We start from the raw sequence: 22942 nt of genomic DNA on the forward strand, positions 1-22942 counted from the left end.
AGTCGGGCATTCTAACGCTGTTGGCGGCGGCGTGCCGCAACAGGCTGGCGGAAATTTATCGCCTGTGCCGACCCTATCGCGGGGCAAGCCCGCTCCCACAGGTACAGCGCCAGCCCCACCGACGGTGATAAGCCCGCGAAGAGGCTGGCACAGATCAACGCAAATCCCGGACCAAGGGGTGAAATCCTCCCCCCCGTATGCAGTACAATCGCCCCTTTTATTTGGCAAGAGTCGACCCGCCAATGATCGAACCCAAGCGCGTCCTGCGCGCCCTAGCCGAACACTGGGCCCTGATCGAGCCGCTGTGCGAGCGCTTCGACCAGGGCACCCTGAGCCTGGTCGAGCTGCGTCAGCAACTGGCCCGCCAGCAGGTAGAGAGCACGCCGCAGGACATCACCCAGCTGCTCGACGTGTGGATTCGCCTGGATATCCTGGTCCCGGTGGCCAAGAGCCCGAACCGCTTCGAGCTCAACGCGCAGATCCACGACTTCCTCGCCTACCTGCGTCGCGAGCACCGCCTGGGCCTGTGCCTGGAGATCGAAGCCTACCTGCGCCACCTCGAGCGCCTGGCCGGGCACATCCAGGACGCCTTCGACAACCGCGACAGCGACGACCTGGCGCGCCAACTGCGCCTGCTCGACATGCGCGTGCGCGATGTGTTGAAGAAGCTCGACAACGACGAACAGGCGCTGGTCGCGGTGGCCGAACGGGCCAAGACCAGCAACCGCCAGATCCCGCTGCGCCAGCGTTACGCCGAAGTGCTGGCGACCTGGGACGAATACGTCGAGCCGATGATCCAGCTGGTCAACGCCGATGGTGCCTTCGAGCAGGGCGTACGCAAGGTCGAGACCGTGCTGCTGCGCCTGTTGGGCGAGCAGGCGCGCCTCGGCCACTTGGTCGATGACGACATGCTGCTGCGCACCCACGCGCGCATCCTCGAGATGCAGACCAGCGCCCAGCTCACCCTGCGCCACGCCCGCGAGCTGCTGCTGCCGCTGCGCGAGGAAGCGCGCCGGCATAACGCCGTCACCCGCGGCGCGGCACTGGCGCTGTCGGTGATCCGCAAGAAAGGCATCGATGCCGTACCGCAAGCGGCCATGCCGATGTTCACCCGTCCGCAAAGCACCTTCCTCGGCAGCGCCAGCCAGGTCGAGGCCTATGTCTATGCCCTGGCCCGCTTCGAGCCCAAGCCTGCGCGCTTCCCCAAGGCGCACAAGACCCACAAGGGCCCGCTGCCACGTGCGCCGCGTACGGTCAAGGAAATGCTCGAGCGCTGCGAAGACGCCCTCCCGCTGCCCGACCTGATGGTCTGGCTGCTGGAGCAGGAACCCGAAGGCGCCACCGACGAGTTGCTGTACTGGTTCTCGCGCCTCTCGCGCGAGAAGCGCTTCAGCCGCGAGCGCCTGCAACGCCAGGACTACACCACCCGCGAACACCTGGTCAGCCTGCGTTCCTTCGCCCTGACATCCAGCCGCGAACAACAACCGGCAGCCACCGAATCCACCGCGAGCCCAGCCAATGCATCTTGATCTTTCCGAACTGTCCCAGCTCGCGCCGATCTTCCGCGAGCTGTTCAAGGGCTTCCACGTCAGCCGCCGCGACCCGGAACTGTACGCCCAACTGTCGAACTTCCAGGACCAGTACCGCACCCTGTTCAAGGCGCTCGGTTTCGAGTTGGTCTGCGACACCCGTGGCTTCTACTACTTCGTCCCCGAACAGGCCGCCGCGCAGGTCAACAAGACCGCCCAGCGCCTGTCGCTGTTCACCTTCATCCTGGTCGAGCACCTGGCCGACCAGGGCCGCGATCCGATGGCCGTGCTCGACGGCGGCAGCATCGGCCGCGACGAGTTGCCCTCGCTGCTGGAGAAATACCGCGACCTGTTCCTGCAAGCCGAAGTGCAGACGGTCGAGGAGCTCGAAGAGAAGATCCTGCGCCGCATGACCCAGCTGGGCTTCGCCCACGAAGAAGGCGGCATCTACCGCTTCCTGCCGCCGATGCACCGCTTCCTCGATGTGTGCCTGTCGGTCCAGCAGGACCGCGACCTGGCCGCCACCCTGCACAGCGACCTGCCGCTGCCGGTCCCGGTGCTGGTCGAGGAAGAAACCCCGGAACAACTCAACCGCACCGACGATCCGCTCGACCTCACCCCCTTCGAGGGCGAAGAGAGCGAAGAGGACGCCCTGGCCCGGGCCATCCGCGAAGAGCAACAGGAGATTGACGCATGAGCCAGGAACGCTACGGCATTCGCCGCTTCGCACTGCTCAACACCGCCGGCTACAGCCTCGGCCTGTTCCCGCTGGAACATCCGCTCTCGGTCTATGGCGCGAACAACCTGGGTAAATCGGCATCGATCAACGCCCTGCAATTCCCGATCCTGGCGCGCATGTCGGACATGAGCTTCGGCAAGTACAGCCTGGAGCAATCGCGGCGCTTCTACTTCGCCAGCGACACCAGCTACATCCTCTGCGAACTGAACCTGCCCCACGGCCCGCACGTGATCGGCGTGGTCGGGCGCGGCCCGGGCGGCGGCTTCGGCCACCAGTTCTTCGCCTACCAGGGTGAGCTGGACCTGGCTCACTACCAGAAAGACGACACCTGCCTGCGCCAGAAAGAGCTGTTCACCAACCTCGAGCGCAACGGCCTCAAGGCGTACGAACTCAAGCCGGACGAACTGCGCCGGCTGCTGGTCGGCGGCCACACCTCGGTGCCGCTGGACCTCACCCTGATCCCGCTGCGCTCGACCAGCGAGCAGAGCCTGAAGACCTTCCGCGCGCTGTTCATCAACTTGCTGCACATGCGCGAGATCACTGCCGCCAAGCTCAAGCAGCTGTTCCTGGATGCCTTCGAGCACAGCCTGCGCTCGGGCAGCGTCGACTACATCGCGGCTTGTGAAGAAGCCTTCCGCGACGTGCGCCGCATGGAGCAGGACTACAACGCCCTGGTCGCTGCCGGCCCGCTGGTCGAAGCACTTGCCGGCGGCGTGGCCCAGCGCGACATCCTGCGCGGCAAGCTGCACCGCCTCTCCCCCCTGCTCGACAGCCTGCTCGGCACCTGGCAGGACTACGCCGTAGCGCGCAAGGAAGAGCTGGTGATCCAGGCCGAGCACTACCGCGCCGAGCAGGATGGCTTGCAGAACGACCAGCGTGGCGGCACCCAGGAGCTGATGCGCCTGGAACGCGAGATCACCGGCATCCAGCGCTGGCTCGGTGAGCTGTCGGTGCTCAAGCACCGCTTCGCCCTGGTCGATGACGTCAAGGTCCTGGAGCAGCAACTGCTCGCCGCCAAGGACGCCCATGACGAGCTGGCCGGCGCCCTGGCGCAGTCGCGCCAGTTCTCCGCCGAAGACCTCGACGAGCGCGTGCGCGACCTCGAAAAACGCGTCAAGGCGGTCAAGCAGCAGCTCGAACACGCCGACAACAACAGCTACGCACGCCTGCGCGAAGAGTTCTCGCAACAGGACGTCGACCGCCTGATGCGCCTGTTCAACGGCGCGCTGTTCAGCCTGCCGCTGGGTGACCGGGGCATCGAACTGGACGACAGCGACCTGTGGGTCAAGACGCTTGAAGGCGTGCTCGACAGCTTCAAGGGCGAGCGCTTCGAAGTGCCGGGCCTGTCCATCGACCTGTCGCACATCGAGCCGCCAGCGCTGCAGGCCCTGGCCGACCGTGCGGCTCTGCGCGACCAGAAAGAGCGCCTGGAAAAGGAGCTCAAGCAGCTCAAGACCCAGCAGGCCGTGGCCCTGGACCGCGCCGCGAGCAAGGCCCAGACCGAGGCGCTGTACCAGCAGGTGCTGGATGCGCAGAAGGCCCTTGAGGACTTCCGCCGCACCGAGACCCTGAGCGCCGAAGAGCCAGAGAAAATGGAGCAACTGGCGCAGTTCGAAGCCGCCCAGGACGAGCTCAAGCGCTCCAGCGACGCCTTCACCGAACGCGTCCAGCAGTTGTCGGCCAAGCTGCAACTGGTCGGCCGCCAGATCGCCGACATGGAAGCCAAGCAGCGCACCCTGGACGACGCCTTGCGCCGCCGCCAGCTGTTGCCGGCCGACCTGCCGTTCGGCACGCCGTTCATGGAGCCGGTCGACGACTCGATGGACAACCTGCTGCCGCTGCTCAACGACTACCAGGACAGCTGGCAGGCGCTGCAGCGCGTCGACAACCAGATCGAGGCGCTGTATGCCCAGGTGCGCCTGAAAGGTGTGGCCAAGTTCGACAGCGAAGACGACATGGAACGTCGCCTGATGCTGCTGATCAACGCCTACTCGCACCGCACCGAGGAAGCCCTCACCCTGGCCAAGGCGCGCCGCGCGGCAGTCACCGACATCGCCCGGACCCTGCGCAACATCCGCAGCGACTACGACAGCCTCGAGCACCAGCTGGCGCTGTTCAACCGCGAGATCAACAAGCGCCAGGTGTCCAACCTGGAGAGCTTCCGCGTGGTGCTGGCGCCGAACAAGGAAGCGCTAAAGCACATCGATCAGATCATCCACAGTGCCGGCCAGTACGAGGAAGGCGAAACGCTGTCGGTGTTCGACCTCACGCAGAGCGCCGAGCAGGATCACAAGAACGAAGAGGCCAAGGAGTACCTGGCGCGGCTGGTAGCGGCCAACCACAACCAGTTGGGCCTGAAAGACCTGTTCGAGCTGGCCTTCGAGATCACCAAGATCAACAGCCAGCCGGTGATCCACGCCGACATCGACGGCGCCGCATCCAACGGCACCACCATGACCATCAAGGCGCTGACCAACATGTACCTGTTGCTGCACCTGATGGACCGCGACCTGGCCGGGCGCATCCGCCTGCCCTACTACCTCGACGAAGCGGCGGACATCGACGAACGCAACCAGGCGGCGCTGCTGGAGACCAGTCAGCAACTGGGCTTCGTGCCGATTCTGGCGAGCGTGAAGCCGCAGGTGTCGGCGCGCGTGGCGATCGACCTGGAAGGCGGCAGCGGGCCGAACGGGATCTACATCGACGAGGCGGACTGGAAGTACATCAGCCGCCGGGATGTGGAGACAGCGGTGATTCGGGAGCAAGCTGTAGAGACGACAGCCTGAGAATTATCAGGGCGGGGCTTTCCAGGCCCCGATCGGGGCCATCACAGCGGAATATTATTGTTTTTACATGAGACGAGCGTTTTTTTAGCGCTTTGGAGCCAGCATTAGCGTTTTGGCCAAGCTCCAGCCATTATCGTTTTGGCATCCTGCCAAACGAAAATTAATGCTTTTGCACCGCGATTAAAGGATTTCCACTATGCAGGTTGGTTTCAATGCCCTCGCCGAACGGTACGGCATCTCCTTGGTGCAACCCCTGCGCGTCAACTCTCTGATCGGAACCAGTCGCCAGAGCCGTGACAGTGGGGACCAGATCGAGAATCGCTACCCTCCCAACTACCGCCCAAACGACGACTTCGCCGGCCAATTCGCATTCGGGCTCAAATACGAAGAGATCCATCTCGAATTCTTCGCACGGCTATTCGCGGCCATCGGACCTCAGCCAATCGAATCCTGGTGCCGGGATGAGCCTTTCGGCCAGTACGCCCGTCGCTGCGCATTCCTTTACGAATGGCTGACCCAAGAACGTTTGGATCTTCCAGACATCACCAATGGCGGCTACATCGACGCCATCGCATCCGACCAATACCTCACACGCACCGAGCCAGTGCGCATCCGACGCTGGCGGATCAATAACAATCTCCCGGGCACCGATAATTTCTGTCCTATCGTACGAAGGACAGCAGCGGTCCAAGAGGCATTGCGATTCGATCTTGGTGCCGAGCTGAATGAACTGGACCGTACTTACGGGGCGGACATACTCCTGAGAACAGCCAGCTGGCTGACGTTCAAGGAATCGCGCGCCAGTTTCCTGATCGAGAAGGAGGCAGACCAGGCGGATCGCATCCAACGCTTCGCCCATGTCATCGCCCAACATTGCGGCCGTATCCAAGATCCGCTCAGCGGCCAAAGCCTCCAGGCTTTGCAAACCGAGATTCTTGGCCACGATGCATTTGGTCTGGGGCTGCGGCGGTCACCCGTTTTCGTCGGGCAGGCCACGATGCGAGACAACATCGTGCATTACATTGCGCCTCACTTCGATGACCTGACATCGATGCTCGATGGCTTGAAGGGCTTTGAGCGCGCAACTGAAGGGGCGGAGTCACTCGCCCGCGCCGCAGTGATCGCATTCGGTTTCGTCTACATTCATCCCATGCGGGACGGTAACGGGCGAATCCATCGCTTCCTGATCAACGACACCCTCGCGCGTGACAAGGCCATACCGGAAGGTGTGATCCTGCCGGTGTCAGCCACCATTACCAGCTCGGCCGAATTCAGAGCAGGTTATGACCGTGCACTGGAAGTGTTTTCGCGGCCTTTCATGCGACGCTATGCGACGGCCTACCACTTCGGCGAGACGATTGATCACGAGGACGGAACACCGAGCAACTTCTTTTTCGACGACTACGAGGACGCCAGGTTCGCTTGGCGATACCCGGACTTGACCGAGCACGTGCTGTACACCGCACGCGTTGTCGCCCACACCGTTCGCACGGAAATGGCGGAGGAGGCCAGAGTACTGATGGTCTTCCAGCGTGCCTTGGAGCGCATCAAGGATGTTGTCGAGATGCCAGACCAAGATGCCAACCGCATCATTCGCTCCGTCAAGGAGAACGGCTGGAAGATTTCCGGGAAGCTCAAGAAACAGTATCCGCCACTGGATGACGAACGCCGGGCGACTCGTATTGTGGAAGCCGTCCGGTCCGCATTCGAAGGCGACGACATCGACGAAACCGACGAGTAGCCCTCAAGCCTGCGCTGCGAAGGGCCTACTGGCCGAAATCGACCAGTGCCACGAGGGAGTCAATGCGCCCAAGGCAGGATCGGAATCGCTGTCACCGCATTCTGCGGGCTACCTTCGACTATCCGGTCGCTGTACACCAGGTACACCAGCGTATTGCGCTTCTTGTCGAGAAAACGCACCACCTGCATGGTCTTGAACACCAGCGAGGTGCGTTCCTTGAACACCTCCTCGCCATCCTTGAGCTCACCCTTGAAGTTGATCGGCCCAACCTGACGGCAGGCGATCGATGCCTCTGCGCGGTCCTCCGCCAACCCCAACCCACCCTTCACGCCGCCGGTCTTGGCTCGCGACAGGTAGCAGGTCACACCCTCGACCTTGGGATCGTCAAACGCCTCGACCACGATGCGGTCGTTGGGCCCAAGGAACTTGAACACGGTGGACACCTGGCCGATTTCCTCGGCGCCGGCCAGCATCGGCAGCATCAGCGCTGCCACGGCAAACATCCTTTTCAGCATGGGCGTCTCCTTCAGACCAGGACCAGGTTGTCGCGGTGCACCAGCTCGGGTTCGGCGCTGTAGCCCAACAGGCTTTCGATGGCGTCCGACGGCTGGCCGATGATCTTCTGCGCCTCCAGGGCGCTGTAGTTGGCCAGGCCACGGGCCACTTCCAGGCCATCGGGGCCGACGCAGACCACCATCTCGCCACGGCGGAAGCTGCCCTGCACAGTCTTCACGCCGACCGGCAACAGGCTCTTGTTCGACTCACGCAGGGCCTTCACCGCACCGGCATCGAGGACCAGCGTGCCGCGAGTCTGCAGGTGGCCAGCCAGCCACTGCTTGCGCGCAGCGAGCATGCCGCGCTCAGGCGACAGCAAGGTGCCCAGGCGCTCGCCGGCCTTCAGGCGGTCCAGTACACGCTCGATACGGCCACCGATGATGATGGTATGGGCACCGGAGCGCGCAGCCAGGCGTGCGGCACGCAGCTTGGTCTGCATGCCACCGCGCCCCAGGGCGCCACCGGTACCGCCCGCCACGGCGTCGAGCGACGGATCGTCGGCGCGGGCTTCATAGATCAGTTGGGCTTCAGGGTTGTTGCGCGGGTCGGCGTCGAACATGCCGTCGCGGTCGGTGAGGATCACCAGCAGGTCGGCCTCGACCAGGTTGGCCACCAGCGCGGCCAGGGTGTCGTTGTCGCCGAAGCGGATCTCGTCGGTGACCACGGTATCGTTCTCGTTGATCACCGGCACCACGCCCAGGTCGACCAGGGTGCGCAGGGTGCTGCGGGCATTGAGGTAGCGCTTGCGGTCGGAGAGGTCGTCGTGGGTCAGGAGGATCTGCGCGGTGTGCTTGCCGTGCTCGCCGAAGCTCGACTCCCAGGCCTGCACCAGGCGCATCTGGCCGAGCGAGGCAGCCGCCTGCAGCTCGTTCATCGCGCTCGGTCGCGTGGTCCAGCCCAGCTGGCTCATGCCTGCGGCCACGGCCCCGGAGGAGACCAATACCAGTTCCACGCCCGCTTCACGCAGTGCGACCATCTGCTCGACCCAGACCGCCATCGCACCACGGTCGAGGCCCTTGCCATCGGCGGTCAGCAGCGCACTGCCGATCTTCACGACCCAGCGCTTGGCGCCCGTCACCTTGCTTCGCATCTTCTCTTCCAACCTATGTCGAATCTGTAGATACCAAAACGCCGCTCATTTGAGCGGCGTACCGTGAGAGGGTGTTGAGGCCATCGCGGGACAAGCCCGCTCCCACAAGGATCGCAGCGGACCTGTGGGAGCGGGCTCGTCCCGCGATGGGCTCAACGCCCAAGCCTGATCACGGCACACTGCTCGAAGAGCGGCGTCCAGTGTACTGCAACCGGTCAGTCGCGCACGTAAATGATTTCCGGGCCGTCCTCGTCGTCCTCGAAGTCATCCCAGTCGTCATCGTCGCCGATGTCGTGGACGCTCTTGACGCCGGTACGACGCAGGGTACGAGCGTCGTCCAGGGCCTGAAGCTGGGCACGGGCCTCGTCTTCGATGCGCTGGTCGAGTTCGTTGAGCTCGGCGGCGTAGGCCGGGTCGTTGGCCAGGCGGTCGGCGCGGTCTTCGAGGAAGCGCATCAGGTCGTGGCTGAGCTTCTCGGTGCCCTGCTTGGAGATAGCCGAGATCACGTAGACCGGGCCATCCCAGTTCAGGCGATCGACGACTTCCTTCACACGCTCGTCACGCTCGTCTTCCATTACCATGTCGGCCTTGTTCAGCACCAGCCAGCGCTCGCGATCGATCAGCGCCGGGCTGAACTGCGCCAGCTCGTTGATGATCACTTCGGCCGCATCGGCCGGGCTGCTCTCGTCCAGCGGCGCCAGGTCGACCAGGTGCAGCAGCACACGGGTACGGGCCAGGTGCTTGAGGAAGCGGATACCCAGGCCGGCACCTTCGGAGGCGCCCTCGATCAAGCCGGGAATGTCGGCGATGACGAAGCTCTTCCAGCGGTCGACGCTGACCACGCCCAGGTTCGGCACCAGGGTGGTGAACGGGTAGTCGGCAACCTTCGGCTTGGCGGCCGAGACGGCGCGAATGAAGGTGCTCTTGCCGGCGTTCGGCAGGCCCAGCAGGCCGACGTCGGCCAGCACTTTCAATTCCATCTTCAGGTCGCGCTGGTCGCCCGGCTTGCCAGGCGTGGTCTGGCGCGGCGCACGGTTGGTACTCGACTTGAAACGGGTGTTGCCCAAGCCGTGCCAGCCGCCCTGGGCGACCATCAGCTTCTGACCCGGGGTGATCAGGTCGCCGATGACTTCCTGGGTGGAGGCATCAATCACCGTGGTGCCGACCGGCACGCGCAGGAACAGGTCCTCGCCCTTCTTGCCGGTGCAATCGGTGCTGCCGCCATTCTGGCCGCGCTGGGCCTCGTGGTGGCGGGTGTAGCGGTAGTCGACCAGGGTGTTGAGGTTCTCGTCGGCCACCATGTACACCGAGCCGCCGTCGCCACCGTCACCGCCGTTGGGACCACCGTTCTCGATGAATTTTTCGCGGCGGAAGCTCATGCAACCGTTACCGCCGTCACCGGCTTTTACCCGGATCGATACTTCGTCAACAAACTTCATTCAAAACCGCCTCTCGTCGGACGACGAGCTGAAAACCAGAAAACCCTGAGGCTCTTGCAAAAATGAGCGCGGCGGCCCCGTATCATCAGAAACCAACGCCGGCAGCCCAGACAAACAGCTTTGCAAGAGGCTCACCACAAACGAAAAAGCCCCGTCGCATGACGGGGCTTCTGGAGCGACGTCGCGATTAAGCGGCGACGATGCTCACGTAACGGCGGTTGAACTCGCCTTTCTTCTCGAACTTGATCACGCCGTCGATCTTGGCGAACAAGGTGTGATCCTTGCCCATGCCAACGCCGTAGCCAGCGTGGAATTCGGTGCCACGCTGACGGACGATGATGTTGCCCGGCTTGATAACCTGGCCGCCATACATCTTCACGCCAAGGCGTTTCGATTCTGAGTCGCGACCGTTACGAGTACTACCACCAGCCTTCTTGTGAGCCATGGTTCAATTCTCCAAATAAATTCAGGGGACCTAGGGGATTAAGCCTGGATACCGGTGATTTTGATCTCGGTGAACCACTGGCGGTGGCCCATGCGCTTCATGTGGTGCTTACGACGACGGAACTTGATGATACGAACCTTGTCGTGGCGGCCTTGCGAAACAACTTCGGCCACTACTTTGGCGCCAGCAACGACTGGAGCACCGATGGTGACTTCTTCACCGTTGGCGACCAGCAGAACGCGATCGAAAGTCACGGATCCGCCAGTGGCGACTTCCAGTTTTTCGATCTTGAGGAATTCACCTTCAGCGACTTTGTACTGCTTGCCGCCGGTAACGATTACTGCGTAGGACATTTTGAATCTCCGATAATCCTGCTCACCCAGCGCTTTATATGATGAGTATTGGCTGGCATGGCTGCACAAGGCTGGAACGGCCCGGTGCAATTGCGTAAGGCAGGTGCTGCCCAGGAAGTTAGGGTGCGCGATTGTACGCAACCCGGTAAAGCCTTGCAAGTGCCGCCCCGAGGGTGCAGGCAGCGCGCCTTGACACACCGGGACCCGCGACCTAGCATGCCGCGCAACCTCAATGGAGCAGCCGATGCAACCCCAATCCTTCTACCGCGCGGTAGCTGACGATTTCAGCGCCGTCGACGAGATCATCAAGAAGCAGCTGACCTCGCGCGTGCCGCTGGTATCGAAGATCGGCGACTATATCACATCCGCGGGTGGCAAACGCCTGCGTCCATTGCTGGTGCTGCTGTGCGGCAAGGCCTTGGGCCGTGAAGGCGACGACCTGCGCCTGCTGGCCGCGACCATCGAATTCCTGCACACCGCCACCCTGCTGCACGACGATGTGGTCGACATGTCCGGCATGCGCCGCGGCCGCTCCACTGCCAATGCCCTGTGGGGTAACGCCCCGAGCGTGCTGGTCGGCGACTTCCTCTATTCGCGCTCGTTCGAAATGATGGTCGAACTGGGCTCGATGCCGGTCATGCAGATCCTGTCCAAGGCCACCCGGGTGATCGCCGAGGGTGAAGTGCTGCAGCTGTCGCGCGTGCGTGATGCCAGCACCACCGAAGAGGTGTACATGGACGTCATCCGCGGCAAGACCGCCATGCTCTTCGAAGCCTCGACCCACAGCGCCGCGGCGCTGGCCGGCGCCAGCGACGAACAGCGCGAGGCCCTGCGCACCTTCGGCGACCACCTGGGCGTGGCCTTCCAGCTGGTCGACGACCTGCTCGACTACAAGGGCGACTCCGAAACCCTGGGCAAGAACGTCGGTGACGACCTGGCCGAAGGCAAGCCCACCCTGCCACTGATCTACACCATGCGCGAAGGCACGCCAGAGCAGGCGGCGCTGGTGCGCCAGGCCATCCAGAAGGGCGGCCTGGAAGACCTCGAGCAGATCCGCATTGCCGTCGAAGCCTCCGGCGCACTCGACTACACCGCACGGATGGCCCGCGACTACGTCGCCCGCGCCATCGCCTGCCTGGAAGTGCTGCCAGCAAGCGAATACCGTGATGCACTGGTCGAGCTGAGCGAGTTTGCGGTCGCGCGTACACACTGATAGATCGCATCGTCTTCATTCGCGGGCAAGCCCGCTCCCACAAGGACTTGATGTACTTGGGTCCTGTGAGAGCGGGCTTGCCCGCGAATGCTTTGGTGCGGACAAAAAACATTTTCGCCGCAAAACCTTATACAATGTGCGCCTTTAACCCTCTGTACACCAAGGAACCGAAGTGAGCACTCTGCCGCCCTGCCCCGCCTGCAACTCCGAATACACCTACGAGGATGGCACCCAACTGATCTGCCCTGAATGCGCCCACGAGTGGTCGGCCACCGGCGACGCCGAGACGGCCAGCGATGACGTGGTGAAAAAAGATTCGGTCGGCAACGTCCTGCAGGATGGCGACACCGTCACCGTGATCAAGGACCTCAAGGTCAAGGGCTCGTCGCTGGTGGTCAAGGTCGGCACCAAGGTCAAGAACATCCGCCTGTGCGACGGCGACCACGATATCGACTGCAAGATCGACGGCATCGGCGCGATGAAACTCAAGTCCGAGTTCGTGCGCAAGGTCTGAGGCTATTTGCAGGGCTGCCCTCGGGTGGCCCTGACAGATCCTGCAACGGGATCATCTGCACCCTTCGGCAAGATTAATCCAATAGTCACTTGCTATTTTGATAATAAGAATTATTCTCATTGGAACGCTTTCCAAGGAGAATAGCCATGACCTACCTGATCGACGCCTGGCTCGACCGCCCCCATCCTTACCTGCGCATCCTCCATCGCGAGACCGGCGAAGTCTGTGCCGTACTCGAGGAAGAAGCGCTCGACGAACTGCGTGACCAGGGCGACCTGGACCTCAACGGCCTGAACTCGAGCGAGCCTGGAGTACTGAAGGAACTGGTGAGGAATCTGTTTCTGTTCTGCTATGCGCGGGCGTTGCGCCCAGGGGGAACGGATTGGAATTGAGGCCGGCATTACCGGCATCTTCGCGGGCAAGGCCCGCTCCCACCAATACACCTACGCACTAGAGCCTGCAGGGCACATGTGGGAGCGGGCTGGTCCCGCGATGAAGACAACGCAGTCTTACAGAACGTCGAGCAGCTCGACGTCGAACACCAGCACGCTGTGCGGCGGGATGCTACCAACGCCTTGCGCGCCATAGGCCAGCTCGCTCGGCACGTACAGGCGCCATTTGCTGCCAGCGTTCATCAGTTGCAGCGCTTCGGTCCAACCAGCGATCACGCCACCTACCGGGAATTCGGCAGGCTGGCCACGCTCGTAGGAGCTGTCGAACACGGTGCCGTCGATCAGGGTGCCGTGGTAGTGGGTACGCACGTTGTCTTCGCGGCTCGGCTTGGCGCCGCTACCAGCGGTCAGCACTTCGAACTGCAGGCCCGAAGCCAGGGTGGTGATGCCATCACGCTTGGCATTCTCGACCAGGAAGGCCTTGCCCTCGGCGGCGGCAGCTTCGGCTTTGGCGGCAGCTTCGGCCTGCATCACTTCGCGGATAACCTTGAAGCTGGCAGACAGGTCGGCTTCGCTGACACGGCTGTCGGCACCGTTGAAGGCGTCGGTCAGGCCAGCGAGAATCGCTTCCAGGTTCACGCCTGGTGGTGGGTTGTCTCGCAGCTGGCCGCCCAGCTGGCGGCCGATGCCGTAGCTGACGCGGGATTCGTCGGTGGACAGGTTGAGTTCGGACATTGGCTTGCTCCGCTTAAGGGCGCACTGCATCCGCGCCCTTGGTCAAAAGGGCAAGCAGCCTAGCACACTGGGGCCGCGCGAAGCAGCTACCAGGCCGAACGCTGGGATATCGGGACCTTGAGGTCTTCCTCCGGGTGGCTGCCCATCCCGCACATCTCATCCTGCACCGACCAGTGCACCAGGTTCATCGACAGCATGGGCAGGGCTTGCAGGAGCAAGCGAGCATCTTCGACCGAGTGCACCCGCAGGCGCTCGCCACGTGGATCGTTCAGCGGATGGGCATGGCCCTTGATCCGGGCCTCGAGCAGGTAATCGCCACCTTCGATGGCGATCAGGTTGAGTTCATCGACGTGGCCGGCCCTGGCCTCGGTATTGAGCTGATGCAGGTTCATGGATGCACCTCGCTGCGGGAAGCCCACATGAGTGCTCATTTTTTGTACAGAAGCCGGGATTAGACAAGGGGCCACTCGTCGGTCGGAAGCACGTCGCCCTTCTCGCGGGCGAACTCGCGAAAAGGGCAATACCGACTCAATGCTTGGTCAGCTTGTCCAGATAGCCCATGCAGAAGGCCGAGACCACGAAGGTCATGTGGATGATCACGTACCACATCAGGTAGTCGGTGGAGATGTTCTGCGCATCCATGAACACGCGCAGCAGGTGGATCGAGGAAATGGCCACGATCGAGGCCGCAACCTTCATCTTCAGCGAAGAAGAGTCCATCTTGCCCAGCCAGTTGAGCTTCTCCTTGCTCTCGTCGATGTCCAGTTGCGAGACGAAGTTCTCGTAGCCGGAGATCATCACCATCACCAGCAGGCCGCCGACCAGCGACATGTCGATCAGCGACAGGATCACCAGGATCAGGTCCGCTTCGCTCAGCGCGAAGACGTTGGGCAGGACGTGGACCACTTCCTGGAAGAACTTCAGCGCCAGCGCCAGCAAGCCCAGCGACAGGCCGAAATAGATGGGTGCGAGCAGCCAGCGAGAGGCATACATCGCGTTTTCGAGAATACGTTCCATGGAGGATAGGGACTCATGAGAGGACTGGAAAAGCGTGCGCGAGTATAGCCAGCCATCAATGACAGCAAAAGTCTGCGGCGGGTTGCCGCAGAGTCCTCTTCAATTATCCGGACGGAACTGGTAGTCCCCGATATTGCGGCAACGTTCTCCGTTGATCCGCCGCAATTGCGCCTGCAGGTGCAGGCACCAGATCTGCGGGTCTTCAGCCACCTGGTAGCCGTGCAGGGTCAGGCTGTCGACAACGGCGTTCATCACCGATTCGGCCACCATCGGCCCATGAAACGGCCCTTGTGCCTTGATCGCCGAAGGCTGTTCACCGGACATGCCGGCGGCAAACAGCAAGGTCCACATGCCGTTGTCGCCGGCCAGCGGACGGATGCTGCACTCGATGCGGGTCACCAGGCCAAGGCACTGGCGGGTGAGGCTGAGGTTGCGCATGGCGGCGTCCCCTCTGAGAAGCCCTGTTCAGCCTGCAAGACAGGCTGTTTCCATCCTGAACCCTGAAAACTCCTTAAGTTCCAGCATAGATGACAGGTGGGCATTGCTGGAAAACCGGCGCTGAACGGTAGCACTTGGCCGCCAGCGCCGGATTATTGACTCAAGCCGGCTTGGCCTGGGCCACCATCTCCTCCAGCCGTTCCTTCTCGGCCTCCTTGATCTCTTCCTCGCTGATCATCTCGGCGATGACCCGCAGACGCTCGACCACCCGCGCGTTGACGCTGCCTTCAGGGAATTCGCCCTTCTCGTCGGGCGTACCGGCATCCTCGCCCACCAGCAGGCTCAGCGCTTCATCGGCCTGGCTCACCGCATAGACATGGAAGCGCCCGGCTTCGACCGCCTGCAACACGCGCTCGTCGAGCATCAGCGTGGCAACGTTGGCGCGCGGGATGATCACCCCTTGCTCGCCAGTCAGGCCACGCGCTTCGCACAGGCGGAAGAAGCCTTCGATCTTCTCGTTGACCCCGCCCACCGCCTGCACTTCGCCGAACTGGTTGATCGAACCGGTGATGGCGAAGCACTGCTTGAGCGGCGTACGCGACAGCGCCGAGATCAACGTACAGGCCTCGCCAAGCGAGGCGCTGTCGCCGTCCACGTAGCCGTAGGACTGCTCCAGGGCGATGCTCGCCGAGATCGCCAGGGGAAACTCCTGGGCGTAGCGGCTGCCCAGGTATCCGGTGAGGATCATCACGCCTTTGGAGTGGATCGGCTGGCCGAGGTTGACCTCACGCTCGATGTCGACGATGCCGCTGCCACCCGGGTAGACCGTGGCGGAGATCCGCGCAGGCATGCCGAATGCCGAATCGCCGACCTCCAGTACCGTCAGGCCGTTGCACTTGCCGATGGCAGCGCCTTCGCTGTCGATCAGGATGATGCCGGCGAGCATGTCATCGAGCACCCGCTGCGACACCCGCCCGGTGCGGGTCGCCTTGGCCTTGAGCGCACGCTCGATGTGGCCTGCGTCGGTCATCTCGTCGTTGGCCAACTGGCGGATGAAGTCCGCCTCGCTGACCAGCTGGAACAGGTCGCCGATACGCGCCGAGAGCCGCGACTGGTTCTCTGCCAGGCGCGCGCTGAAGGTCGCCAGGCGCGCCACGGCATCGCTGGTCAGCGGCGCCATGCCCTCTTCATTGGTACGCGTGCGCAGCAGCTGGGCGAACTGCTCGAGGTTCTCGTCGACCATCGGCATGTCTTCGTCGAAGTCGACCAGTACGCGGAACATCTCCTGGAAGTCCGAATCGTGGTCCTGCAGCGCGTAGTAGAGCTGACGCGAGCCGATGATCACCAGCTTGACGTTGAGCGGGATCATCTGCGGCGTCAGGGTGACGGTGGCGATGCGGCCCAGTTCGCCCAGCGGCGACTCCATTTTCAGCTTGCGCGACTGCAGCGCGCGCTTGAGTGCATCCCAGACGAAGGGCTCGCCCAGCATTTTTTCCGCTTCCAGGATCAGGAAGCCGCCGTTGGCGCGGTGCAATGCACCGGGACGCAGCTGGCGGTAGGAAGTGGAAAGCGCGCCCTGGTCAGTGCTGTACTCGATGCGACCGAACAGGTTGTCGTAGGTCGGGTGCGGCTCGAACACCACCGGCGCGCCGCCATTGACCGGATGCCCCACCACCAGGCTTGGCGCGTACTGCTCTTCGAGCATCTTGCGCGCCACCGCGTCGGTCTTGGCATCGTCGACCAGTTGCTCGACCACGGTGCGCAGCAGGTTCAACTGCACCGACTGCAGGTAGGCGCACACCGCAGCGTTCTCGGCGTACTTCTCCGACAGAGGGGCCAGTAGCGGTTGCAGGGCCAGGGTGATGGTTTCTTCGTTCAGTTCGCGCAGCTGATTGTTCGACTCGCGCTTCCACTGCGGCAGGCTGGACAGCTCCTCGTTGAGACGCTCCTCCAGCTCGGCGATGTCTTCGTGGAACTGCTCGCGGACCTCTTCAGGCAACTGGGCGAACTCGGCCTCATCCAGCGCCTTGCCGTCGGCCATGGGGGTGAAGGCGACATTGCTGGCGTCGCGGTACAGCGCCACGTCCTTTTCCAGCGACGCGCGTTCGATCACATCCAGCGCACGGTCGTAGCGCTGGTTGAAGGCGCGATCGATGGCGCCCTTCTTCTGCTGGTAGGACGGGTGCTCGAACACCGCCGGGAAGGTCGCCAGCAGGTTGCCGATCAAACCGTTCATGTCGGCGATGAACTCGCCAGCAGTGCCTGCCGGCAACTCCAGCGCACGCGGCTCGCGGGTGTCTTCGAAATTGTTGACGTAGACCCGGTCGGCCGGGGTCTGCTGGCGCTTGCCCTCGGCCTTGAGGTAGCGCTTGACGAAGGAGAAGCGGCCGGTGCCCGGCTCGCCCATCACATAGACGTTGTAGCCAGGGCGTGGCATGGCCACGCCGAACTGCAGGGCCTCGACGGCACGCTCCTGGCCCAGTACTCCGCGAAACGGCTCCAGATCATCGGTGTTGGTGAAGGCAAACTGCTCGGGGGAAAAACGCCGGGTCAGGGCTTCGGGCGCGAGACGCAGGCGCGCAGCAACAGGATCGGGCATTGGGTTTCCTTACTTCGGCGGGGCGGATACGCAGCATTCTGGCGCCGGGGGCGCGCGCCTTGCAAGGCTCCGCGGGACTTTATGTCGCAGGCGTTAAAAAGGTTTGTCCAAGATTTTTTCGCAATCAACTACGCAACTATTGGATCGTGCCTAAACTCCAAACTGCGCGGGTGGGTAAAACGCTTCCCCGTCCTGGCAGTGAACTGCCAGACAACCCTGATCATTGATACGTATCGAAAAAGAGAATAACGCTATGAAACGGATTCTTCTGGGTACCTTGTTCGCCGCGGTTTCGATCAATGCCATGGCCGAAGCGCCAGGCGGCCCGAACTGCGGTTGGGGCAACCTGCTGTTCGAAGGCCAGCGCGGCACTCCGGCGCACTTCCTGGCCTCCACCACCAACGGCACCTCCGGTAACGCCACCTTCGGCATGACCTCCGGCACCAACGGCTGCTCCACCAAGGCAGCGCTCACCTACGGCGGCAAATCGTGGCTGGCCATGAATGGCACCATGAACGAACTGTCCGAAGACATGGCCCAGGGCCAGGGCGAAGCCCTGACCACCTACGCCGTGGTACTGGGCGTCAAACCCGAAGACCGCGCGCACTTCGCCTCGGTCACCCACGACCACTTCCAGCAGATCTTCAGCAGCGCCAACGTCACTGCCGAAGATGTCCACAACAACACCATCGCGGTCCTGAAAAAAGATCCGCAACTGGCGAAATACGCTAACGAAGCGTAAGTTCGACCCTGCCCGCCCCGCTTGCGGGGCGGGTTTCGCCCGCCTCCCTTCGGCATCATTCAGAAGTAGTTGCCCGATATGCTCAAACGCTTCGCCTACCTGACGTTATGCGCCTGCGCCCCTGCCTACGCGGCACCTTCATTGGATGAGGCGCGCGTGCAGCAGTTGGCCGCCGACCGCTACTGGATCGCACTGGGTCACTACGAAACCGCCAAGCTGGGCGGTTGGCGCAGTTATGTGGACGATGACAAATTCTTTCTCGCCGAGGACGGCGCCCATCATCCGGATCGCGAACTGCGGGCCACGGTCGATGCGCTGTATGCCCCGGCGAGCCTGGGCGACAAACACGCCCAATGCGTCTTTCCGGCGCGCACCCGCTGGCTACGTGAACAACTGCAGCTCAGCGACCTGCCGACCCCGGACTGCCAGGAATACAGCCGCTGGTACGCCGACGTCGCACCGCACAGCGCGGTGCTGATCTTCCCGGCGGCCTACCTCAACAGCCCGTCCTCGATGTTCGGCCATACCCTGCTGCGCATCGACAAAGCCGACACCCGCAGCAACGACACCACGCTGCTCAGCTACGCGATCAACTTCGGCGCCTATATCGAAGGCAGCGACAACAGCATCCTCTACGCCTGGAAAGGCCTGATGGGCGGCTACCCCGGGCTGTTCGCGATGATGCCGTACCAGGAGAAACTCTCCGAATACCGCAGCCTGGAGAACCGCGACCTGTGGGAGTACCAGCTGGACCTGACGCCTGAAGAGACCGGGCGCATGGTCGAGCACGTCTGGGAACTCAAGCAGGTGCAGTTCGACTACTTCTTCTTCGACGAGAACTGCTCCTACCGCCTGCTGGAGCTGCTGCAGGTCGCCCGCCCCGGGCTGGACCTGACCTCGCAGTTCCCGCTCACCGCCATCCCCACCGACACGGTCAAGGCCGTCAAGCAGTCGGGGCTGGTGTCCGATGTGCGCTACCGGCCATCGCGCGAACGCGAGCTGCTGGCCCGCGCCGAGCCACTGGACCATCACGAAAAACAGCAGGTATTGGCCGTCAGCGCCGACACCGCGCAATTGCAGAGCCCCGCGTTCACCGCCCTGCCCCGCGAACGCCAGGCCCTGGTACAAGATGCGGCCTATCGCCTGGAACGCTACCGCGCCACCGGCCAGGAGCGTGACCCCGAACAGGCCAAGCGCAGCTTCGAGCTGCTGCGGGCAATCAACCGCAACCCGCCGCCACCGCTGCAGATCGAACGCCCCGGCCTGCCTGAGGACGGTCACCAGTCGCGGACCTGGCAGTTGGGTGTCGGCACCCGCGAAGACCGCGCCTTCGCCGAGTATGGCTTGCGCATGGCCTACCACGACCTCAACGACAACGCCTACGGCTTCCCGCTCGGTGCACAGATCGAGATCCTCCAGCTCAAGCTGCGCCAGTACGAGGGCAACGACTGGCAGGTGCAACGCCTCGACCTGGCCACCATCCGCTCACTGACCCCGCGCAACGAGCTGCTCAAACCCTGGTCGTGGCAGGTGGCCGGCGGCCTCGAGCGGGTGCCGGGCAAGCATGACGACGAGGTGTTGGTCAGCCACGTCAACGGTGGCGGCGGTGGCACCTGGCAGCTCGCCGACGGCCTGCTGGGCTTCGCCCTCGGTACGGTGCGGGTCGAACACCACAACGACTTCGCCGAGTTCATCTCGCCGGCAGCCGGTTTCAATGGCGGCCTGCTGTGGCGCAACGGGCTGGGCAACATGACCCTGGAGGCGAAAGGCGATTACTTCACCAATGGCGAAGTGCGGCGCAGCCTGAGCCTGAACCAGCAGTGGGAGATTTCGCAGAACCTGGGCCTGCGGTTGAGCGCCAAGCGCGAGTTCAGCCACCTGGCCACCGCGCAGAACGAGGTGATGCTCGAATTGAAGTGGTATCAGTACTGATACCACTCACAGGGATTCGCATCATGACGTGCAATCCTTCGACGGCGTTTTGACATCGCCACGACAATCCGCGACCTAGACTTCCCCTATCACCCGGAGGTCCAGAGTCTATGTTGCGGTACGTGTTTGCCCTGTGGATAACCCTGCTGCTGGTCGGCTGCCAGTCCACCCACGAGCAGATGCTCGACCAGGGCTATCCACCGGCCTATGCCGATGGATTCCAGGACGGCTGCAGCAGCGGCCGCCAGGCAGCGGGGTTGATGGTCGGTGATTTTCGCAAGGACGTGCCGCGCTACCTGCACGACCGCCGCTACGAAAGCGGTTGGGACGACGGCTTTCGCCAGTGCCATGCCATGCAGAACAGCGAAGACACGCGCCAGTACCGAGAGCGCTACTGGGACGAGCGTGACCGCGACTGGCAACAGGAAAAAGACCGCGGTGCCGCGCGCGCCTATCGCCACAATTAGGTCGCAGCCAGACATTCAGGGAAACCCGACAGCCCTCACCATGGTCTCCAGAAACAAGGAGGCCGTTCATGAGCCGAGCATTCGTCAACGAAGACCAGGCCGCCGCCCAGGCCAGCCAGCCGGTGGAGCGACGGGTCAGCGACCAGCCCAACTACGTCACCGCCAGCGGGCTTGCACAGTTGCAGCAACGCGTGGCGGCGCTCATTGCCCTGCACAGCGATCTGCAAGCCCAGGGTGAGCATGCCGACAAACAGCGCCTGGCCGATACCGAGCGCGACCTGCGCTATTTCCGGGCACGCGTACAAAGCGCCCAGGTGGTGCCACCTGCAACCTCGCAGGACAAGGTGCAGATCGGTAGCCGGGTGAGATTCGTCGATGAGCAGGATGAGGAGCACAGGGTGCAGTTGGTCGGGGAAGACCAGGCCGATGCAGCGCGGGGGCTGATCAACTGGGGCTCACCGCTGGGGCGGGCGCTGCTTGGCGCGGGGCCTGGGGATGAAGTGGTATGGCGGCGGCCTGCGGGGGATCTGTCCATCGAGGTGGTCGAGATCCTGGGAGAAGGTTAGGGGCTGCTGCGCAGCCCAAGCGCGATTCCTGTAGGAACAACTGTCTTGCTCAAAATCTAAAGGCCAGCCCAATCTCTGTGGGAGCGGGCTTGTCCCGCGATTGGGCCGCAAAGCGGCCCCGACGATCTCGAATCAGACCACGCCCTGCGCCAGCATGGCATCCGCCACTTTCACGAAGCCGGCGATGTTCGCGCCCTTGACGTAGTTGACCGACCCATCGGCCTCCTCGCCATAGTGCACGCAGGCATGGTGGATCGACTGCATGATCGCATGCAGCTTGCTGTCCACCTCACCCGCCGTCCACAGCAGGCGCATGGCGTTCTGCGACATCTCAAGGCCCGACACCGCGACGCCACCGGCGTTGGACGCCTTGCCCGGTGCAAACAGGGTACCCGCCTCGATGAACAGGTCCACCGCCTCGAGCGTGGTCGGCATGTTGGCGCCTTCGGCGACGCAGATGCAGCCGTTGCGCAGCAAGGTGCGGGCGTCCTCGACGTCCAGTTCGTTCTGCGTGGCGCACGGCAGGGCGATGTCGCACGGCAGGCTCCACGGCGTCTGGCCCTTGCGGAACTCCAGGCCAAAACGCTCGGCCAGCTCGCTGATGCGGCCGCGCTTGACGTTCTTGAGCTCCAACAGCGCATCCCACTGCTCGTCGTTCAGCCCGGCCTCGCAGAACAGCGTGCCCTCGGAGTCGGACAGCGAGATCACCTTGCCGCCCAGGTCCATCACCTTGCGCGCAGCGTACTGGGCGACGTTGCCAGAACCGGAGATCGCCACGCGGCGGCCGTCGATGCGCAGGCCCTTGCGCTTGAGCATCTCCTCGGCGAAATACACGCAGCCGTAGCCGGTGGCTTCCGGCCGAATCAGGCTGCCGCCATAGGTCATGCCCTTGCCGGTCAGCACGGAGGTGAACTGGTTGGCCAGGCGCTTGTACTGGCCGAACATGAAGCCGATCTCACGGGCGCCCACACCGATATCGCCGGCCGGCACGTCGAGGTCGGCACCGATGTGGCGATACAGCTCGCTCATGAACGCCTGGCAGAAGCGCATGACTTCGGCGTCGCTCTTGCCCTTGGGGTCGAAGTCCGAGCCGCCCTTGCCGCCACCCATGGGCAGCGAGGTCAGCGAGTTCTTAAACACCTGCTCGAAGGCCAGGAACTTGAGCACACCCAGGTTCACCGACGGATGGAAACGCAGGCCGCCCTTGTACGGGCCGATGGCGCTGCTCATCTGGATGCGATAGCCGCGGTTGACCTGGACCTTGCCCTGGTCATCGACCCACGACACACGGAACAGTACCGCACGCTCCGGCTCGACCATGCGTTCGAGAATGCCGGCCTGCAGGTAGTGGGGATTGGCTTCGAGGAATGGCCAGAGACTGCGCAGCACCTCTTCGACGGCCTGGTGGAATTCGGGTTGGGCAGGGTCACGCTGCTTCAGGCGTGCAAGGAAATGGTCGACGGATTCGATCATGGTAGACATCTCACCAAGAGGATTGGACTTATTGATTTTTCCCGGACTCTATCAAGAAGCAATCGCACTGGAACAGGGCAAAATGTCGTTTTTCTGAATTTTTTTGGTGCGTTTTATATAAATGTATACAAATTGTCACCGAGGTGTGGCATTCGCGGGCAAGCCCGCTCCCACAGG

At 63.0% G+C, this 22942-nt stretch carries 22 protein-coding genes; 11 read left to right on the plus strand and 11 right to left on the minus strand.

The features are described 5' to 3' along the window. Nucleotides 1-242 precede the first annotated feature (242 nt). The 4 genes from mksB (at nt 243) to AB688_RS23935 (ending at nt 6795) form a co-directional block, all read left to right on the plus strand. Entirely contained in the window at nt 243-1529 is a 1287-nt protein-coding gene (gene mksB, locus AB688_RS23920) for an Mks condensin complex protein MksB (RefSeq protein ID WP_054892490.1), read from the plus strand. Next, entirely contained in the window at nt 1519-2226 is a 708-nt protein-coding gene (gene mksE / locus AB688_RS23925) for an Mks condensin complex protein MksE (protein WP_054892489.1), read from the plus strand. Before mksB ends, mksE begins: the two co-directional genes overlap by 11 nt. After that, nucleotides 2223-5054 carry an Mks condensin complex protein MksF gene (mksF, locus tag AB688_RS23930; protein ID WP_054892488.1) on the plus strand — a complete coding sequence of 944 codons (2832 nt, stop codon included), beginning with the start codon at nt 2223-2225 and terminating at the stop codon, nt 5052-5054. The genes mksE and mksF overlap by 4 nt, the downstream gene beginning before the upstream one ends. Before the next feature lie 196 nt (nt 5055-5250). Then, the gene (locus AB688_RS23935; protein WP_063546117.1) at nt 5251-6795 is read left to right on the plus strand and encodes a Fic family protein; all 1545 of its coding nucleotides are present in this window, start codon (nt 5251-5253) and stop codon (nt 6793-6795) included. 59 nt (nt 6796-6854) lie between these two features. Here the strand turns inward: AB688_RS23935 and AB688_RS23940 are convergent, their stop codons facing one another. From AB688_RS23940 to rplU, 5 genes are all read right to left on the minus strand, one after another. Then, nucleotides 6855-7310: a CreA family protein gene (locus tag AB688_RS23940; RefSeq protein ID WP_063546118.1), complete on the minus strand. Its 456-nt coding sequence runs from the start codon at nt 7308-7310 to the stop codon at nt 6855-6857. An 11-nt stretch (nt 7311-7321) separates the two neighbouring features. Beyond that, on the minus strand, nt 7322-8440 hold the full coding sequence (gene proB, locus AB688_RS23945; RefSeq protein WP_054892485.1) for a glutamate 5-kinase: 1119 nt from the start codon (nt 8438-8440) through the stop codon (nt 7322-7324). Nucleotides 8441-8655: 215 nt separating this feature from the next. Further along, complete coding sequence (gene cgtA, locus AB688_RS23950; RefSeq protein ID WP_063546119.1) at nt 8656-9879, minus strand: Obg family GTPase CgtA; 1224 nt, start codon at nt 9877-9879, stop codon at nt 8656-8658. A 187-nt stretch (nt 9880-10066) separates the two neighbouring features. After that, nucleotides 10067-10324 (minus strand): 50S ribosomal protein L27, encoded by a 258-nt coding sequence (gene rpmA, locus AB688_RS23955; protein WP_029614211.1) that lies wholly within the window; start codon nt 10322-10324, stop codon nt 10067-10069. A gap of 38 nt (nt 10325-10362) precedes the next feature. Next, entirely contained in the window at nt 10363-10677 is a 315-nt protein-coding gene (gene rplU, locus AB688_RS23960) for a 50S ribosomal protein L21 (RefSeq protein ID WP_063546120.1), read from the minus strand. A gap of 244 nt (nt 10678-10921) precedes the next feature. Here rplU and AB688_RS23965 point away from each other — a divergent pair, with 244 nt between their 5' ends. The 3 genes from AB688_RS23965 to AB688_RS23975 all read left to right on the plus strand — a co-directional run bounded on the left by AB688_RS23965 (nt 10922) and on the right by AB688_RS23975 (nt 12796). Continuing rightward, nucleotides 10922-11890 carry a polyprenyl synthetase family protein gene (locus AB688_RS23965; RefSeq protein ID WP_063546121.1) on the plus strand — a complete coding sequence of 323 codons (969 nt, stop codon included), beginning with the start codon at nt 10922-10924 and terminating at the stop codon, nt 11888-11890. A 172-nt stretch (nt 11891-12062) separates the two neighbouring features. After that, the gene (locus AB688_RS23970) at nt 12063-12404 is read left to right on the plus strand and encodes a zinc ribbon domain-containing protein YjdM (RefSeq protein ID WP_063546122.1); all 342 of its coding nucleotides are present in this window, start codon (nt 12063-12065) and stop codon (nt 12402-12404) included. 146 nt (nt 12405-12550) lie between these two features. Further along, nucleotides 12551-12796 carry a hypothetical protein gene (locus AB688_RS23975; RefSeq protein ID WP_054894068.1) on the plus strand — a complete coding sequence of 82 codons (246 nt, stop codon included), beginning with the start codon at nt 12551-12553 and terminating at the stop codon, nt 12794-12796. A 117-nt stretch (nt 12797-12913) separates the two neighbouring features. Here AB688_RS23975 and AB688_RS23980 read toward each other — a convergent pair whose 3' ends face one another. The 5 genes from AB688_RS23980 to AB688_RS24000 form a co-directional block, all read right to left on the minus strand. Then, the gene (locus AB688_RS23980) at nt 12914-13531 is read right to left on the minus strand and encodes an FKBP-type peptidyl-prolyl cis-trans isomerase (protein WP_054894067.1); all 618 of its coding nucleotides are present in this window, start codon (nt 13529-13531) and stop codon (nt 12914-12916) included. 86 nt (nt 13532-13617) lie between these two features. Continuing rightward, nucleotides 13618-13923: a DUF6482 family protein gene (locus tag AB688_RS23985; protein ID WP_054894066.1), complete on the minus strand. Its 306-nt coding sequence runs from the start codon at nt 13921-13923 to the stop codon at nt 13618-13620. Between the two features lie 136 nt (nt 13924-14059). Then, nucleotides 14060-14548, minus strand: coding sequence for a TIGR00645 family protein (locus AB688_RS23990; RefSeq protein ID WP_003247486.1), 489 nt, complete (start codon nt 14546-14548; stop codon nt 14060-14062). 99 nt (nt 14549-14647) lie between these two features. After that, nucleotides 14648-14986 carry a hypothetical protein gene (locus AB688_RS23995; RefSeq protein ID WP_054894064.1) on the minus strand — a complete coding sequence of 113 codons (339 nt, stop codon included), beginning with the start codon at nt 14984-14986 and terminating at the stop codon, nt 14648-14650. Between the two features lie 160 nt (nt 14987-15146). Further along, nucleotides 15147-17585, minus strand: a complete 2439-nt coding sequence (locus AB688_RS24000) for a Lon protease family protein (protein WP_054894063.1) — start codon at nt 17583-17585, stop codon at nt 15147-15149. Between the two features lie 253 nt (nt 17586-17838). On the opposite strand from AB688_RS24000, the gene AB688_RS24005 reads away from it, so the two are divergent. The 4 genes from AB688_RS24005 to AB688_RS24020 all read left to right on the plus strand — a co-directional run bounded on the left by AB688_RS24005 (nt 17839) and on the right by AB688_RS24020 (nt 21292). Then, complete coding sequence (locus tag AB688_RS24005) at nt 17839-18327, plus strand: DUF3015 domain-containing protein (protein WP_063546123.1); 489 nt, start codon at nt 17839-17841, stop codon at nt 18325-18327. A gap of 78 nt (nt 18328-18405) precedes the next feature. Next, entirely contained in the window at nt 18406-20259 is a 1854-nt protein-coding gene (locus tag AB688_RS24010) for a DUF4105 domain-containing protein (protein ID WP_063546124.1), read from the plus strand. A 110-nt stretch (nt 20260-20369) separates the two neighbouring features. Continuing rightward, on the plus strand, nt 20370-20726 hold the full coding sequence (locus AB688_RS24015) for a hypothetical protein (protein WP_063546125.1): 357 nt from the start codon (nt 20370-20372) through the stop codon (nt 20724-20726). 68 nt (nt 20727-20794) lie between these two features. Beyond that, entirely contained in the window at nt 20795-21292 is a 498-nt protein-coding gene (locus AB688_RS24020) for a GreA/GreB family elongation factor (RefSeq protein WP_063546126.1), read from the plus strand. Nucleotides 21293-21424: 132 nt separating this feature from the next. Here AB688_RS24020 and gdhA read toward each other — a convergent pair whose 3' ends face one another. Then, on the minus strand, nt 21425-22765 hold the full coding sequence (gene gdhA / locus AB688_RS24025) for an NADP-specific glutamate dehydrogenase (protein ID WP_063546127.1): 1341 nt from the start codon (nt 22763-22765) through the stop codon (nt 21425-21427). Between the last annotated feature and the right edge of the window lie 177 nt (nt 22766-22942).

The sequence above is a fragment of the Pseudomonas putida genome, assembly GCF_001636055.1.
Taxonomy (GTDB): Bacteria; Pseudomonadota; Gammaproteobacteria; order Pseudomonadales; family Pseudomonadaceae; genus Aquipseudomonas; species Aquipseudomonas machongensis.

Bases quoted from the DNA above. Each gene is read 5' to 3' on its own strand.
- gdhA (WP_063546127.1), bottom strand. From the start codon at position 22,765: ATGATCGAATCCGTCGACCATTTCCTTGCACGCCTGAAGCAGCGTGAC.
- AB688_RS23965 (WP_063546121.1), top strand. From the start codon at position 10,922: ATGCAACCCCAATCCTTCTACCGCGCGGTAGCTGACGATTTCAGCGCC.
- AB688_RS23985 (WP_054894066.1), bottom strand. From the start codon at position 13,923: ATGAACCTGCATCAGCTCAATACCGAGGCCAGGGCCGGCCACGTCGAT.
- AB688_RS24010 (WP_063546124.1), top strand. From the start codon at position 18,406: ATGCTCAAACGCTTCGCCTACCTGACGTTATGCGCCTGCGCCCCTGCC.
- AB688_RS23995 (WP_054894064.1), bottom strand. From the start codon at position 14,986: ATGCGCAACCTCAGCCTCACCCGCCAGTGCCTTGGCCTGGTGACCCGC.
- AB688_RS24020 (WP_063546126.1), top strand. From the start codon at position 20,795: ATGAGCCGAGCATTCGTCAACGAAGACCAGGCCGCCGCCCAGGCCAGC.
- mksB (WP_054892490.1), top strand. From the start codon at position 243: ATGATCGAACCCAAGCGCGTCCTGCGCGCCCTAGCCGAACACTGGGCC.
- rpmA (WP_029614211.1), bottom strand. From the start codon at position 10,324: ATGGCTCACAAGAAGGCTGGTGGTAGTACTCGTAACGGTCGCGACTCA.
- AB688_RS23940 (WP_063546118.1), bottom strand. From the start codon at position 7,310: ATGCTGAAAAGGATGTTTGCCGTGGCAGCGCTGATGCTGCCGATGCTG.
- AB688_RS23980 (WP_054894067.1), bottom strand. From the start codon at position 13,531: ATGTCCGAACTCAACCTGTCCACCGACGAATCCCGCGTCAGCTACGGC.
- proB (WP_054892485.1), bottom strand. From the start codon at position 8,440: ATGCGAAGCAAGGTGACGGGCGCCAAGCGCTGGGTCGTGAAGATCGGC.
- AB688_RS24000 (WP_054894063.1), bottom strand. From the start codon at position 17,585: ATGCCCGATCCTGTTGCTGCGCGCCTGCGTCTCGCGCCCGAAGCCCTG.
- mksE (WP_054892489.1), top strand. From the start codon at position 1,519: ATGCATCTTGATCTTTCCGAACTGTCCCAGCTCGCGCCGATCTTCCGC.
- rplU (WP_063546120.1), bottom strand. From the start codon at position 10,677: ATGTCCTACGCAGTAATCGTTACCGGCGGCAAGCAGTACAAAGTCGCT.
- AB688_RS23935 (WP_063546117.1), top strand. From the start codon at position 5,251: ATGCAGGTTGGTTTCAATGCCCTCGCCGAACGGTACGGCATCTCCTTG.
- mksF (WP_054892488.1), top strand. From the start codon at position 2,223: ATGAGCCAGGAACGCTACGGCATTCGCCGCTTCGCACTGCTCAACACC.
- AB688_RS23990 (WP_003247486.1), bottom strand. From the start codon at position 14,548: ATGGAACGTATTCTCGAAAACGCGATGTATGCCTCTCGCTGGCTGCTC.
- AB688_RS23975 (WP_054894068.1), top strand. From the start codon at position 12,551: ATGACCTACCTGATCGACGCCTGGCTCGACCGCCCCCATCCTTACCTG.
- cgtA (WP_063546119.1), bottom strand. From the start codon at position 9,879: ATGAAGTTTGTTGACGAAGTATCGATCCGGGTAAAAGCCGGTGACGGC.
- AB688_RS24015 (WP_063546125.1), top strand. From the start codon at position 20,370: ATGTTGCGGTACGTGTTTGCCCTGTGGATAACCCTGCTGCTGGTCGGC.
- AB688_RS24005 (WP_063546123.1), top strand. From the start codon at position 17,839: ATGAAACGGATTCTTCTGGGTACCTTGTTCGCCGCGGTTTCGATCAAT.